Raw genomic sequence first — 14,371 nt, 5'->3', positions numbered from 1 at the left:
TGAGTTCATATGAACAAAAGTTCATTTTGTTTCCGCTCTTAAGTTGATGGGCATGTGGGGTGCTACCCCTATATTGAGAAAATTATTACAAGTTTACTTTCATTTCCCTTTAAATATTGACTTAATAGAATTTTTTATCGGATTTTTTTAATGTCTTGAACAATTTCGTCATAAGGAGTATTTTGAACACCTGAATATTTTTTTAGAACTTTTCCATTTTTGTCAATCAGATAAAAACTTGTGCCGTGTATAACTTGTGTATCATTTTCTGGCTTAGTTACAAGTGATTGGAAGTTTTCTTTAGAAAACTTTTCAATCTCTGCTCTTTTATATCCCGTGAGGAAATGAGTCCTAGTTCCATCCATTTCATAGATCTTCATAAATTCTGTTATTTTTTCTGGTGTGTCCACTTCAGGATCAACACTAAATGATACAAATTCTATATCTTTAATCCCTTCTGTATTCAACATTCTCTGGAGTTTTGCCATATTTGCTGTCATAGGTGGACAAACTGTTCGGCAACTTGTAAAGAAGAAATCAGCTACCCAAATTTTATCTTTTAACTCAGGTGATCCAAATTGCTTCCCATTTTGATCTGTAAATGAGAACTTTTGCACATCCCAATTTAGTGAATTGTTGAGTTCTGCATTCTTGCATGCTCCTAGAGTTATAACTGTGAATATAAGTATAAGTAATCTAATGAAATTCATTTTTTTCATATGTATTTATCTCCTTTCAATTTTTATTGATGATACGGAATGGTTATATGAACTACCCAACACTCAGTAGTTTTTACTTTGGGGAATTTTTGGTTAATTGTTATTTTTGAAAGCTAACGAATTAATCTTAACACAGCCGAACGAACTCCCTTGTTCCAAATTATTTGTATTACTATTTATAATAATGTTAGTATGCATATAGCTTCCTTTTTGATGTTTATAGCTATGTTATAGTCCACAAGACCACTTATAATTACGATTGTTAGGTATGTCATTATCACATACATTGCTTCTATATTTCACGATTCATAATACAAGGTGAAGTAAAACAAGAAGTTATTATCTAGTAATTTGTTATACAAAACTCTATATTTTATAAGAAGTATTGTATGTAAGGAAAAATAGATAGGTCATTCAAGAACTTATTGACTATGCTAATAATAAATTCATCTCAGTATAACCATTGAATTATTACCCTTCATAAGATTGAGAAAACATCATACATTTGGATAACGTGTTAAAAATAGAATTAACTATAGTATAATTTAAAGATTAAATTATACATATTGAGAAAATATTTTAGAGATTGAATATTAAGATTTCTCCTATTAAAATAAAATTTGAAATGAAAGGATAAGCTGTAAGCATGTCCCTTATGTAGAAAAGAGATAGGACTATTTCTATCTCTTTTTGTTATGCTGGCAGTTTATATATCTTTAATTAATTCCTTAGACACATGTGAAGGAATTTAGATTATACCTGATATATGCCTTTTATTAAGTTAATTTAATTAATTAATTCTAGAATTTTATAACATTAGGGGGATAGCAAGTGAAAAATTATCAACTTACTCAGCTATTAAGAGAAAAAAGAAGTATAGACAAAAATTATTATGAATTTTTACATGAAACAGATTTAAGCATGGGAATTTATGAATTGAGAGCAGGCTCTTTAGATATGCAACAACCGCATACAGAAGACGAAGTATATTATATTATCAATGGCAGAGCACAGCTTGAAGTTGAGAATGAAAATCTTTTTGTTGAATCTGGTTCTATTATTTATGTAAAAGCTAACATGAAACATAGATTTCATACTATTGAAGAAGATCTTACGGTACTTGTTTTCTTTGCACCTGCTGAATATTCTATTGAAAAAGATTTTAAATCACAACAATAACTGCATAACAAGAAAAGATAGAAATAAAAATAGCTGTCTTTTTATCAAATTTGTTTAAATTAGACAACTGCTAGTTATAGGTAGGGATGTTATTTCGTTACAGAAAAATGAACTTTATCAATAAATTATATTTATTGGAAAAAAATACAAAATACATTAAAAAGAGTAAATTTATGTTTAAAAAAGGCAAATATGTCGATATTTTAATGATTTCTTGTTTTTTTGAAAATACAAAATACTCAGTTTTATGCCTTTCAAACAGAGTTTTTTGACAGTTTTTTCCCAAATTAACATGTTGTAGAAAAAAATTTCTAAATATTTCTAATCTATTGAATAATTAAAAGTTTTGGTATACGATAACGACGTGATATCAACATATACAGAGAAGAAAAGGAGATTACATATGAAAAATACAAAGATTGGAATCATCATGAGGAAAGGTTATAGCATTCATGGTGATCATATTGAAACTGCTGGAAGAATATCTGATGAACTTTACTTGTTTACGAGTGCACCAAGTAAAACAATAGATGCGCGCTTTAAAGAAGTAATTGTACTCGAAGATGCTTCCGAAATAGAGGCTGAAAATTATATCTTTACAAAAGGAAAAGATATAGGAATTAGTTTTTTTGTAACTTGGCAAGAAACTGATATTGTCTTAACTGCTAAAATTAATGAACGCTTTGGAAATAAGGCGCTATCTGTTGAAGCTGCTACGACATCTCGAGATAAATCAAAGCAGAGAGAATTTATGTTAAATAATTTTATTGCTAGTCCTAAATTTGCAAAAATTAATTCTATAGAGGATGCAAAAAAAGAAATAGAAAATATTCCTTTCCCTGTAATCATAAAGCCTACTATGGCTGCTAGCAGTGAATCTGTATATTTAGTTAAAAATTTAGAGGAATTGAATAGTTCATTAGAAAAAATTATTAATCTTTCTAAAACAAATAAAGGATTTTATTTTAACCAAACACAACAATGTGTGGCATTAGTAGAAGAATTTCTAACTGGGGAAGAAATTACAGTTGATGGAGTAGTTTTAAATGGAGAATTTTACCTTGGTGGAATTCATAATAAAAATAAAATGATGGGGCCATATTTCGAGGAAGATGAATACACTTTACCGTATATTGGTGTAGATGAAGACATAGTTGTTAATATTGCTAAAGAAATATGTGGAAAATTAGCTATTGAAAACAGTTTATTCAATGTAGAACTACGCCGAGATACGCAAGGGAATTTTAAAGTTGTAGAATTTAGTACTAGAATCAGTGGCGGGCATGTTTATCGTAATATACGTGATGTTCATGGGATTGATTTAGTAGCTGTCAATATTCTTGGTTTATTAGATTGTAAAAAGGATATTGTGGAATTCTTCCTAACTAGATCCACAACACCAAAATCTTGTACTTGTATTAAATTTGTATATAGATCTGGAATTATAAAGAAAAATGAATTGGGAATTGTCGCTGAACAGCCAGAGTATAAGGCTTACTACCCTGTAGCAAAAGTAGGATCTGAAGTATATCATGCTCCAAAAGGATTTGATATAACGGGATTACTTTCATTAAGAGCACCATATAAAGAAAAATCTGATGTAGAAAAATTGCGCAAAAGAGCTAGAGAATTAGATAATCAATTAGATATAGAATTAGAAATTCCAGTTCATGTATAAAAACTTTAGTAAATCTGGTTGTTATATTCCTTGTTTTAAATGAGGAATATAACTGCTAGATTTATCAATAAATTCTTTAATAGTACAAATTTATAACCTAGTAATTCGATGTATATACTTATAGAAATGGAGTGGGAAACATTATGAATAAAAGAGTATCTATTTTGGGAGCACCTACTTACTTCGGAGCTAGTATAGGAGGGGTTGACCTTGGACCATATGTTGTAAGATATGGCGGTATGTCAAAACAATTAACTGAAATCGGAATTGATTTTGTTGATTTAGGAGACATTTCTCTTCCTTCAATCAATAATGAAAATTATGGAAATGTCAAACAAGACTTTACAAATGAAGTAATTGATATATGTAAAAATATTGCTTCAACAGTTGAGAACGAATTGGAAAAAGGGCATTTCCCATTAGTTTTAGGTGGAGATCATAGTATTGCAATTGGGACTGTAACTGGAATTCTTAGAAAAACACAACGATTAGGAGTACTCTGGTTTGATGCTCATGGGGATGCAAATACATTTGAAACATCCATTTCTGGTAATATTCATGGGATGTCTTTAGCAATTCTCTTAGGATATGGTAACGAGAAATTTAAAGATTTTCTAGAGAAAGAAACTAAAATTGATCCAAAGAGTATCGTACAAATAGGAATTCGCGATTTAGACCCGGGGGAAGAAGAGTTTCTCAAAAATTTAGGAGTTACAATTTTTACAGCAGACGATGTGAGAAAGCATGGAATAAAAAATATTATGGAAAAGGCGATTAAGATTCTCAATAATAATACTGATGCAGTTCATCTAACATTTGATTTAGATGCTTTAGATCCTGAATTTGCTCCTGGAGGAGGATTGGCTGTTCCACATGGTTTAAGTTTAGATGATACAAAAGAGGCAATTGATATGCTAAGAAATAATACAAACCTAATAGCGGCAGAGTTCACGGAAATAAACCCTATATTAGATAAAGACAATATTACTGTCAACACAACAATTGAACTTATCACCGGACTTTTAAGTAAGAAGGTTACTATGTCTAAATAAAATGTTTTCTGAAATTATTTTTAAAAATATAAAAAAATAAAATTATATACGAGAATGTCAAAAACAAGAAAAGGATGGGTCAAATGAATAATAAAATCTATGATATTATTGGAATTGGATTTGGGCCAGCAAACCTAGCTTTAGCAACTGCTATAGAAGAAGAAAATAATTCAATGGAAAGAATTTTTCTGGAAGAAAAAACGCACTATCAATGGCATCCAGGGATGCTTTTAGAAAATACAAATATTCAAATCTCATTTTTGAAAGACCTTGTAACTCTAAAAAATCCTAAAAGTAAATTCTCCTTTTTGAATTATTTACATGAAAATGAAAGACTAAGCGATTTTATTAATCTCTCAGAGTTTTATCCGTCACGACTTGAATACAATGATTATATGTCTTGGGTTGCTTCTCAATTAGAAGAACACGTTTATTATAGTCGAACGGTAGTTTCAGTAGAACCCGTTATAGCTGAAGATTCTGTCGAATTATTAGAAGTTATTGTTCAAAATACAGAAACTAATCAATTAGAGAGCTATATTACTAAAAATATTGTTTTGGCGACGGGTGGAACACCGAGAACTCCAGTAAATATTGAAATGAATAATAGTAGAGTATTTCATTCTAGTCAATTTAAGAATAAAATTAATAACTTTAAACAAGATGATGCTCATAAGTTTTTAGTTGTAGGATCAGGACAAAGTTCAGCTGAATTATTTTCCCATTTAATCAATAATTATCCGAAATCAGATATCACTGCAACAATGCGACCTTTTTCATATAAAGCTGTAAATGAAAGTAAGCTTGTTAATCGTATATTTGATGCTAATATGATTGATTTTATTTATTCTTTACCAGAAAAAAATAGAGATGCTTTATTAAAACACCACAGTGATACTAATTATGCAGCTGCGGATGGAAGTTTGATTAGTCAAATTAATAAAGCCTTATATAATCAAAAATTTCATGGAGAAGATCGTTTTAGAATAAAGCCATTTTTGGAATTAACTGAGATAAAAACACTGTCTGATAAAGCTGTTGTTTATTACAAAGACATAGTTAAACATACAGAGGTTGTTATTGAGGCTGATGCTGTAATTCTTGCTACTGGGTATAAAAGTAAAAAGCACCATCCTTTATTAAAAAATCTTAACCCGTATATTTCAGGTAATATTGAAGTTTCGCGAAATTACCGTTTAGAAACAACGGATAAATTTAAACCTGGTATTTACTTGCAAGGCGTAAATGAAAGCACTCATGGACTTAGTGACACTTTATTATCTAATTTATCCATTCGATCAAATGAAATTTTAAAAACCGTGCGAGAATATAATACATTGACAGAAGAAAAAACTAAAAACGTAGTTTCTTAATATAGGGGGTCTAAAGATGCATATTGAAAAGATAAATCCACAGATTTTTACAAATGAATATGATATTATGTGTCAACGATTATTTCCGCATTCTAATAAGTTGTATGATTCGCCATTTGGTGCAATGTGGGGAATCATAGAACCTGGAGAAATTTCTAAGATTCATGGACATCATGAAGTTGAAACTTTTATTATCTTTAAGGGTGAAGGAATAGTTAAAGTGGGTAAAAAAGAAGAATCCGTTACGCAAGGAGACGCCATCTTTATTCCTCCATTTGAAGAACATAGTTTAAAAAATACGTCGGATGAAAAATTGATATTCTTCACCATATGGTGGGAAAATGCTTTTAGTAAAAAAAATAGCAAGAAGTTAGATTCAGGTAAAAAGAAGTATTTAATAACAGCCACACCACCAACACCTAATGGTGATTTACATGTGGGGCACCTTTCTGGTCCATATACAGGAGCTGACATTTTAACTAGATATTTAAGACTGAAAGGGAATGAAGTCTTTTATATGAGCGGAGCGGATGATCATCAAAGCTATGTACCGTTTAAGGCGGGACAATTAGAAAAATCTCCTAGAGAAACGGCAAATCATTTTGCTAATGAAATTGAAAAAACATTAAGACTAGCAGAAATTAATCCAGATATTTTTGTCAAACCTCATTTTTCAGCATTCCATATTGAGTTTGTCAAAGAGTTTTTTGAAAAATTGTGGAATGAAGGTAAATTAGTAGAAAAAGAAGTCGACATTCTATTCTGTAAGCAATGCGATAAGCACCTTCATGAAGCTTATGTGAGAGGGAATTGCCCACATTGTAATGAATTATCAGATGGCAATGCTTGTGAAAAATGTGGTAGACCTAATTTGTGTATAGATTTATTAAACCCAACCTGTAAATGTTGCGGCAGCGAACCAGAGAAATCTAAAATTAAACAAATATTTTTCCCATTAAGTAATTATAAAACACAATTAAAACAGTACTACAAAGAATTAAAAATAGGGCCACATTTAACGGCATTATGTGAGAGAATGCTAGATGAGGAATTGCCTGATATTCCTATTTCACATGTATCTGATTGGGGAATTCCAGTTCCGGTAGAAGGATATGAAAATCAAACTATATATGTATGGTTTGAAATGGCACCTGGATATTTATCTGCAACAAACGAATTAATTCAGGATAAAGACCTTTCGTATACGTTAAAGGATTTTTGGAATAATCAAGATACAACTATCATTAATTTTTTTGGATATGATAATGGTTATTTCCATTCAGTTCTTTTCCCAGCTATTTGGTTAGCATACAGTAAAGATATAACTCTTCCTAAAATAATGATAACTAATGAATTTTATCAACTAGAGGGTCTCAAGTTTTCAACAAGCAGGGGACATGCTGTATGGGGCAAAGAATTATTAGAAAATGCATCACATGATGTTGTAAGATATTATTTATCTTATAGCAGGCCTGAAACAATTGAAACAAATTTCACTATGGAAGAATTCAATCATATTGTAGATACGAACTTAAACAAAGAATGGGAATCTTGGTTACATGATTTAAAATGCAAGTTAGAAGCAGAGTTTCCAAATGGTGCTCCAGAATTAGAGACATTATCAGGTAACTATTTAATGTATTATCAACATGTAAATCGAATTATGAATGAAATTATGAATGCATATGAACCAAATACATTTTCACCCCAAAAGGTAGTTAGATTACTAAACGAATTAGTCAGAGTAGTCAAAAAATTCTCAGCAGGAGAAGAGTTTTTAACGGTATTAAAGAATAACCAACAAAGAAGAAATACTGCTATTGCACTAGAATTATATACTGCAAAAATTTTAGCATTATTTTCTAGCCCAATCATGCCTACATTTGGTAAAATGCTATGGGGGGATTTGGGATTTAATGTTGACATGCAGTTGGATGAGGAAGTAAGCTTTTTACCTGCTGGACAGAAAGTAGATCTTCACGAGAATTATTTTTCAAAAACAAACGATAGTTTTTATCTTCAGAATATTTGATAATATAAGGAGGTAGTACTTACCTCCTTATATTTCCTAATAAAAAATATATAGGGAGCTCAAATTATGAAAGAGAAAATAAAAATTGGAGTAGTAGGCCCTTTTTCAGGTCCTAGGTCTGTATACGGTCAAATGTTAGTTGAGGGTGTAAATCGTGCGAAGCTAAATTATACTGGTAACATCGAATGGGTTTATCAAGATGATAAGGGAGATCCAAATACCATCGAAGATATTTCTGGAAAAATGATTGAATCAGGTGTTGTTGCTGTAATTGGACACTTTAATAGTGCATGTGCTCTAAAAGCAATACCATTTTATTCAAAGGCGAAAATCCCATTCTTAGTTCCTGCATCAACTAATATAGACGTTACGCTTAATAACGATGAATTAGTATTTAGGTTTTGTTCTAATGATTTGGTACAAGCTGAAACTGTTATCAATTTTTTAAAAACTAAAGATATTCAAACAATTACGGCGGTTTCAGATGAAACATTTTACGGAAAAAGCCTAGCAGATTTGCTGTATCAAAATGCAAATTCTTTATTTAAAGAGGTTACTAGAATCGAAGATTTTAATAGCGAAAATAATAAGCATAGTGATGCAATATTCTTTGCTGGGACACACTTTAACTCCGCATTTTACCTAAAAGAACTAAGGATGAGAGGGTTTAAAGGGATTTTTATAGCTTCAGATGATTCATATGTAGATGAATTTATAGAATTAGCTAAAGATTATTCTAATGATGCTTTTACCATAAAGGCAAAAGAAGATTATGTAGAAACATCATTTCTTGCAACTTCGTATCTATTAGAATGTATTGAATCTAATGTAGAGAATTTAATTAATGAATTAGCGAGAGGTAATTCTACAATAAAATTTTCAAATAATGGAGATCGTTTAGGAGCGTCATGGATAATTGCACAAGTTATTGATAAATCTTTTGTTGAGGTGAATTATCATAAAACATTCAGCTGATGTAGTTATTATTGGGGGCGGCATTATTGGTGCAGCTATACAGTATTATTTAACCAAACAAAATATTACAAATACAATTTTATTAGAGAAAAATTCCTTTAGTAGTGGATCAACAGGCCAATCAGGAGGGTTTATAAGAGTCTATCATAATGATCCCTATCTAACTGAAATAGCAAAAGAAGGAATAAATGATTTTTTTAGTATTAGTGAAGAGGTTAAATTTAAGCAGACTGGAATGTTATATGTTGAAAATGAAACCCATCATGTAAAAATGGAAAAGCAAATTGGAGAACTAAAAAAATCTGGACATAAAATTAGTATCCTTTCACCTGAAGTATTAAAGAAAGATTTCAAATTTATAAATTCCCCCCAAAACAGCTGTGTGGCTTACGAGGAACAAGCAGGGTACATTAGCCCATCGTTAGCAACGAATACATGGATTGAAACATCTAAAACTAAAGGTGCATTAGCTTGTGAAGGAATCGAAGTGAAAGAAATTTTAATGGATAATAACTGTGTTGTAGGCGTTAAAACTTCCTATGGGACTATACATTGTAAAAATATTGTTGTTGCAGCTGGAGCCTGGAGTGGAAATATATTAGATACTATAGGTATTAAACTTCCAATTAGAAGTAAAATTATTCAAATTCATTTCTTTGATGGAATAGGACAAAAAGACCATCCAATTTTTATAGATGATAGTACTGGATTATATGGCAGACCTGATAATCTAGGTACTTCTCTAGTAGGATATCCAGTAGATAAGTATGATATAGATCCAGACAAAAAAATGTCAATTGACCCAAATGACTTAGAGAAAATGCTTCAAAATTCAAAAACTAGATTGCCATATTTAAATAAGAACTTATTTATAGGTGGAAGAAGAAGCTTTGATGCATATACATCAGATAATCGAGGAATTATAGAACAATTTCCACAAGCAGAAGGTTTAATTGTTGCAACTGGTTGGAGTGGTGGTGGAGTAAAATTGGCTCCTGGTATTGGTAAGAGAATAGCGAAAATGATTACAGGAGTATAGGGGGAGCAAAGACTATGAACAATCTCGAGAATATTGAAATTTTTGAAGCGACCTATGAAAATAGAGGGACTGTTATCAATTTAATTGGAATGTATATGGATTTCTATGAAAAACCTGTGCATGAAAAAAGTTCTTTAGATGAATTAGTTAATACTATAATAAAAAATAAAGATTTGGGATTATTCTATATTTGTACGGTTAATAAAGAGCCAATAGGATTTGCTACTTTATATACCACTTTCAGTACTTTAAGTATGGGAAGAGCAATGATCTTAAATGATTTATTTGTTATCCCTAATTATAGAAAATTAGGTGTTGGGGATATGTTATTTAATATTTGTAAAAAGTACGTCCAAGACAATAAATATGCATATATGGAATGGGTTACCGCAAAAGATAATATGGTTGCCCAAAATTTCTATAAAAAACAAAAAGCAAATAAGAGTGATTGGATTGTTTACAGCATTTAAATAACAATTTAATAGTATTTAGGGCGGATATAACAGAATATTTTCAATGTGCAATTTTGTTATGTATTTTCCAAATCCCTTTCTTTAAACAAGTTAAAACAAATTTAAGGTCAAACAACCGATATAAGAAAGAAGGAATGTATAATGCCAATTCAATTTATATTTATAGTACTATTGGCGCTGACTCTTTGTGGGGAAGGTATGTTAACTGTAACTCTAACTTGGACAATTTTGGATAAAGGTGGATCCGTTACTCATTTAGGGATTATATTAACCTTAATGAGTTTGATACCATTCTTTATGCAAAAATATTCGAAAAGTCTTAAGATGTGGTTAACTAAAAGTCCATTGTTAATTTTCTCTGGTGTCCGTTGCATTGGTATTATTCTTATTATAATAAGTCTTTTAAATAGTGAGCATATTAATGTTTTTACTTTATATATTTTTGCAGGTGTTTTTTCAATTATATTATTTTTATCTACGCAAAGCTTAGAAACATATATGTCTCAAATGGTATTATCAGGAGAAATTCCAGCAGGAAAGGCTTCTAATATGTTACAAACTGCAATACAAATAGGAGCATTTGGTGGGAACGCAATAGCAGGATTTATGATGAATTTAGGTGGATTTAACAATGTACTTTATGGTTTAGCATTCTCTTTAGGTATTGGGGTGTTTTTACCTCTTCTTATGCCGTTATTAAAAAGTAAAGATGTTCAGCAAAATAAAAAACCTTTATCAAATCATATTGAAAAAATAAATCCAATAGATAATTCTAAAATATTATGGATTACAATTACTGGTATTGCTGTTTTAACAATACAACTTGCTTCATTTAATTTTTTAGTGCCAATTTTATTTCACGATGTATATCGCTGGGATCCTATGCAGTATGGATTTGTTAGCGCTGCAGCAGGTTTAGGGGCTTTATTAGCTACACTTGTTGGGAAATTTGAAAAATTTATTCCAAGGTCAATTTTTATATTAATTGCTGTTTTTGATATTACTTTAGGATTAGTGCATTCGTGGTATTTAGCAATTGCTGTTTCATTTATGCTTGGCTTTGTTTTTAATCGTTCACGTATTATTCAAAGAACTGTCATGTTTGACTTTATTAAAACAAAAGAAGAAACCGTCATTTGGTCTAGTCGATCTACACTAGCATTTCAATTTACCAAAGCTGCTTTACCTTTAACGTTAGCATTGCCTATTAAATGGATTGGGATTATGCATGCAGGTCATTTGTTTGGAGTAATAGGTACGATTGTTGCTGCTATTATGATGGTAATTTATCTAAACGAACTAAATCATAGAAAAAAAATAGAAGTTTTACAACAAGAAGCTTCTCAAAAATCATTTTAATAACAACGTATTAAATGAAAAGAACAGCTAATGAAGTGAATTTTAAAATTTAGAAACGACTTATAAATAACTATGAGAAATGAGTACTGTATTATACAGTACTCATTTCTTTTAGTTCTGTTTTAATCATAATTAAAATAGTCAATATATTTTCCTAATTCCAATTCAAATAAGTAATAAAAATTTCAACTGCTCTATTTAAATAATTTCTCAAATGAAACAATATCCACTTTTATTTCTTTAGTAGAAGTGAGTATTGTTTCATTTTATAGTGCCATCGTCCCACGATATCAGCGATAATTCTTTATTTAAACATGAGAGTGTTAATTCATTTCACGTCGTTATATTTATCGTTTTAGCCAAGAAGACTCCTTCCTCAAGGAACGTGAAGGGCGTGAGTAGGTGGGAGATGAATTGGCTTCGGACAAGGGATGGCAGGAAGCCATCTTAATTGTTCGACATAGATAAAGTGTTACTGGACAGTTTGTTATTATCACTTCACTACATATAGAATACACGTTCGCCTTATGATGGATACATATCGAAAGGGAGGTGAAACGAATGATGATTAATAAAGCATATAAATTTCGTATATATCCAAATCAAACACAAGCAACTCTAATCAATAAAACGATTGGTTGTTCTCGTTTTGTATTCAATCATTTCCTATATCTATGGGATAACTCATACAAAGAAACAGGAAAAGGTTTGACATATGGTACATGTTCTGCCAAACTTCCTGCCATGAAAAAAGAATTTGTTTGGTTAAAAGAAGTGGATAGTATTGCGATTCAGTCGTCTGTTTGCAAACTTGCGGATGCTTATACACGTTTTTCAAAAAACAAAACAGTGCCCCAAGAAGAACACCGCACAATCTTACACCACAAAACAAATAAATGAAAACAGTGCCGTTGTGGGAAACAAAATTAATTTGCCGAAACTAGGTCTTGTTCGATTTGCCAAAAATCGTGGCCACTTCATTATCTTGAAATATTACTACGCATTTTTTGGTAGTAATATATTTAAATTATGTTTTAAAGTGGTAACTTAAACTTAATTTATATTGTCAAAAAACTACACCCCAATTGTTAGAAGTGTAGTTTTTAGTTGCGGTGTTTATTATTATGAAAAGTCGCTTATAACCTTAATTCTCTACTAAATCGTAATTAGTATTTGTTTTGAAAATTATAAGATTAGATACTATTTGAGCTACAGAACTATAATTATCAACAAATTCTTCTAATTCTTTCAAATCAGCTATTATAATTTTAGCAATAAAGTCAGTCTTTCCTGTAACTCTATAACAAAATTCGATATTTGTTTCAAGTTGTATACAATCCATAAATTCCTGATATTGTCCTTCTTTAACTTTTATTTCTAATATTGCTTGTAAAGAATTTGTAATTGTTTCCTTAACGCTATTTTCCGTTCCAATCATGTTAGCGGATTTAGTTTGAATAACAGTATTTTTCATTTGATAAAAAATCCTTTCAAATTAGTTTCAAATAGAAAAAATATAATCTTTTTCCATTACAGGTGAAATGGTAAGTCGAATTAGGGTTTAGTATTATAAAGGTATCCAAATATAGATATAAAATATTGTGTGATAAAAAACTTTTAAAGGAGGAATTTATAGTATGAAAAGAACATCGAATGATCAAAAGTTATTGAATATATATTTTCAACAAATTGTAAAAGCAATTATACTTATGAAATAGTATAACATTCTATCATTCATTAAGAAGTATATTATTGAAGAAATTTTATGGATTTTTGGTAATACAATAGTTTTCCTAACGCTAAAAAGCAGTTATATAAAACTGAAAATATTGATAAATATGAAAAGTGGGTCATTCTATATTGGATTTATTATGCAAAATGTTATAATACATATATAAGCATTATTTAAAAAAGTAACTCGAACCCCAATCCGAGTTGCTTTTTTATTATCTGTTTAATTATCAAAAAACAACTAAATGAGTCTTTAAGTTAGTTTATAATATCCCAAATACTAATATTGTGTATTTGGGATATTCAATTTAAATATTTTATAAAATAAGAGTTTTAAAGATTGAATTTTTATATGTAATATTGCATATAAAAGTCTTTGTTTGCTATGTTGTAATTCTACTAGTAATTTATTCATCCATTAATTTACTTCCATTCATATCTACGGATATGAAAACCCTAAATTACTAGTCAAAATGTTTATTATAATTATTTGTTACTTTCAAAAAAAGTTTGTAAAACTCGGTAATTTTAAACTCTCCAATATCCATTTTCAAGTACTAAAACATTTAGCTAGTGTGTATCCTAATCAAGTGTTTTTGTACAAACAGTAGGTATAAAAATTGGTTCTGGTGCAAAGATAAAATAAAAGAGAATATAGCGCATATATTTCTAGCGGAATTGTATTTTATGCTGTTAGCCCAAACAATTGATGGATGAATTCTTTCTGATTTTGAACAGACTGATCCCGTAAATCAATCTGT

Annotated in this window: 11 protein-coding genes and 2 pseudogenes; 10 read left to right on the top strand and 3 right to left on the bottom strand. The window is 30.1% G+C overall.

Annotated features, from left to right (window positions below):
* Positions 1–134: 134 nt before the first annotated feature.
* Positions 135–719, bottom strand: coding sequence for an SCO family protein (locus tag CQZ94_RS28570; RefSeq protein WP_105588158.1), 585 nt, complete (start codon positions 717–719; stop codon positions 135–137).
* Between the two features lie 831 nt (positions 720–1,550).
* Here CQZ94_RS28570 and CQZ94_RS28565 point away from each other — a divergent pair.
* The 10 genes and pseudogenes from CQZ94_RS28565 to CQZ94_RS28515 form a co-directional block, all read left to right on the top strand.
* Positions 1,551–1,898, top strand: a complete 348-nt coding sequence (locus CQZ94_RS28565; RefSeq protein ID WP_105588157.1) for a cupin domain-containing protein — start codon at positions 1,551–1,553, stop codon at positions 1,896–1,898.
* A 403-nt stretch (positions 1,899–2,301) separates the two neighbouring features.
* The gene (locus CQZ94_RS28560) at positions 2,302–3,576 is read left to right on the top strand and encodes an ATP-grasp domain-containing protein (protein WP_105588156.1); all 1,275 of its coding nucleotides are present in this window, start codon (positions 2,302–2,304) and stop codon (positions 3,574–3,576) included.
* A 143-nt stretch (positions 3,577–3,719) separates the two neighbouring features.
* The gene (gene rocF, locus CQZ94_RS28555; RefSeq protein ID WP_105588155.1) at positions 3,720–4,628 is read left to right on the top strand and encodes an arginase; all 909 of its coding nucleotides are present in this window, start codon (positions 3,720–3,722) and stop codon (positions 4,626–4,628) included.
* 83 nt (positions 4,629–4,711) lie between these two features.
* Positions 4,712–6,001: a lysine N(6)-hydroxylase/L-ornithine N(5)-oxygenase family protein gene (locus tag CQZ94_RS28550; protein ID WP_105588154.1), complete on the top strand. Its 1,290-nt coding sequence runs from the start codon at positions 4,712–4,714 to the stop codon at positions 5,999–6,001.
* A 16-nt stretch (positions 6,002–6,017) separates the two neighbouring features.
* On the top strand, positions 6,018–8,033 hold the full coding sequence (locus CQZ94_RS28545; RefSeq protein ID WP_105588153.1) for a class I tRNA ligase family protein: 2,016 nt from the start codon (positions 6,018–6,020) through the stop codon (positions 8,031–8,033).
* Positions 8,034–8,099: 66 nt separating this feature from the next.
* The gene (locus CQZ94_RS28540) at positions 8,100–9,008 is read left to right on the top strand and encodes a branched-chain amino acid ABC transporter substrate-binding protein (protein WP_105588152.1); all 909 of its coding nucleotides are present in this window, start codon (positions 8,100–8,102) and stop codon (positions 9,006–9,008) included.
* Complete coding sequence (locus CQZ94_RS28535; protein WP_308728148.1) at positions 8,986–10,047, top strand: NAD(P)/FAD-dependent oxidoreductase; 1,062 nt, start codon at positions 8,986–8,988, stop codon at positions 10,045–10,047. The genes CQZ94_RS28540 and CQZ94_RS28535 overlap by 23 nt, the downstream gene beginning before the upstream one ends.
* Before the next feature lie 14 nt (positions 10,048–10,061).
* Positions 10,062–10,517 (top strand): GNAT family N-acetyltransferase, encoded by a 456-nt coding sequence (locus CQZ94_RS28530; protein ID WP_105588150.1) that lies wholly within the window; start codon positions 10,062–10,064, stop codon positions 10,515–10,517.
* Between the two features lie 144 nt (positions 10,518–10,661).
* A complete protein-coding gene (locus CQZ94_RS28525; protein ID WP_105588149.1) occupies positions 10,662–11,879 on the top strand; it encodes an MFS transporter in 1,218 nt (405 codons plus the stop codon).
* 561 nt (positions 11,880–12,440) lie between these two features.
* A pseudogene (locus tag CQZ94_RS28515) lies at positions 12,441–12,849 on the top strand (helix-turn-helix domain-containing protein); the annotation flags it as partial.
* Between the two features lie 174 nt (positions 12,850–13,023).
* On the opposite strand, the gene CQZ94_RS28510 reads toward CQZ94_RS28515, so the two are convergent.
* Together CQZ94_RS28510 and CQZ94_RS28505 are read right to left on the bottom strand one after the other, a co-directional pair.
* A complete protein-coding gene (locus CQZ94_RS28510; protein WP_105588147.1) occupies positions 13,024–13,353 on the bottom strand; it encodes an Lrp/AsnC family transcriptional regulator in 330 nt (109 codons plus the stop codon).
* Between the two features lie 942 nt (positions 13,354–14,295).
* Positions 14,296–14,371: pseudogene (locus CQZ94_RS28505) on the bottom strand (IS6 family transposase); the annotation flags it as partial.

The organism is Bacillus sp. MYb209 (genome assembly GCF_002975175.1).
GTDB lineage: Bacteria > Bacillota > Bacilli > Bacillales > Bacillaceae_G > Bacillus_A.
The sequence above is the reverse complement of the archived record's forward strand: the minus strand, read 5'-3'. Positions and strand labels throughout refer to the sequence as shown.

Coding starts and splice junctions, on each gene's coding strand:
- CQZ94_RS28570 (WP_105588158.1), bottom strand. CDS start 719: ATGAAAAAAATGAATTTCATTAGATTACTTATACTTATATTCACAGTT.
- CQZ94_RS28560 (WP_105588156.1), top strand. CDS start 2,302: ATGAAAAATACAAAGATTGGAATCATCATGAGGAAAGGTTATAGCATT.
- rocF (WP_105588155.1), top strand. CDS start 3,720: ATGAATAAAAGAGTATCTATTTTGGGAGCACCTACTTACTTCGGAGCT.
- CQZ94_RS28550 (WP_105588154.1), top strand. CDS start 4,712: ATGAATAATAAAATCTATGATATTATTGGAATTGGATTTGGGCCAGCA.
- CQZ94_RS28545 (WP_105588153.1), top strand. CDS start 6,018: ATGCATATTGAAAAGATAAATCCACAGATTTTTACAAATGAATATGAT.
- CQZ94_RS28540 (WP_105588152.1), top strand. CDS start 8,100: ATGAAAGAGAAAATAAAAATTGGAGTAGTAGGCCCTTTTTCAGGTCCT.
- CQZ94_RS28530 (WP_105588150.1), top strand. CDS start 10,062: ATGAACAATCTCGAGAATATTGAAATTTTTGAAGCGACCTATGAAAAT.
- CQZ94_RS28525 (WP_105588149.1), top strand. CDS start 10,662: ATGCCAATTCAATTTATATTTATAGTACTATTGGCGCTGACTCTTTGT.
- CQZ94_RS28510 (WP_105588147.1), bottom strand. CDS start 13,353: ATGAAAAATACTGTTATTCAAACTAAATCCGCTAACATGATTGGAACG.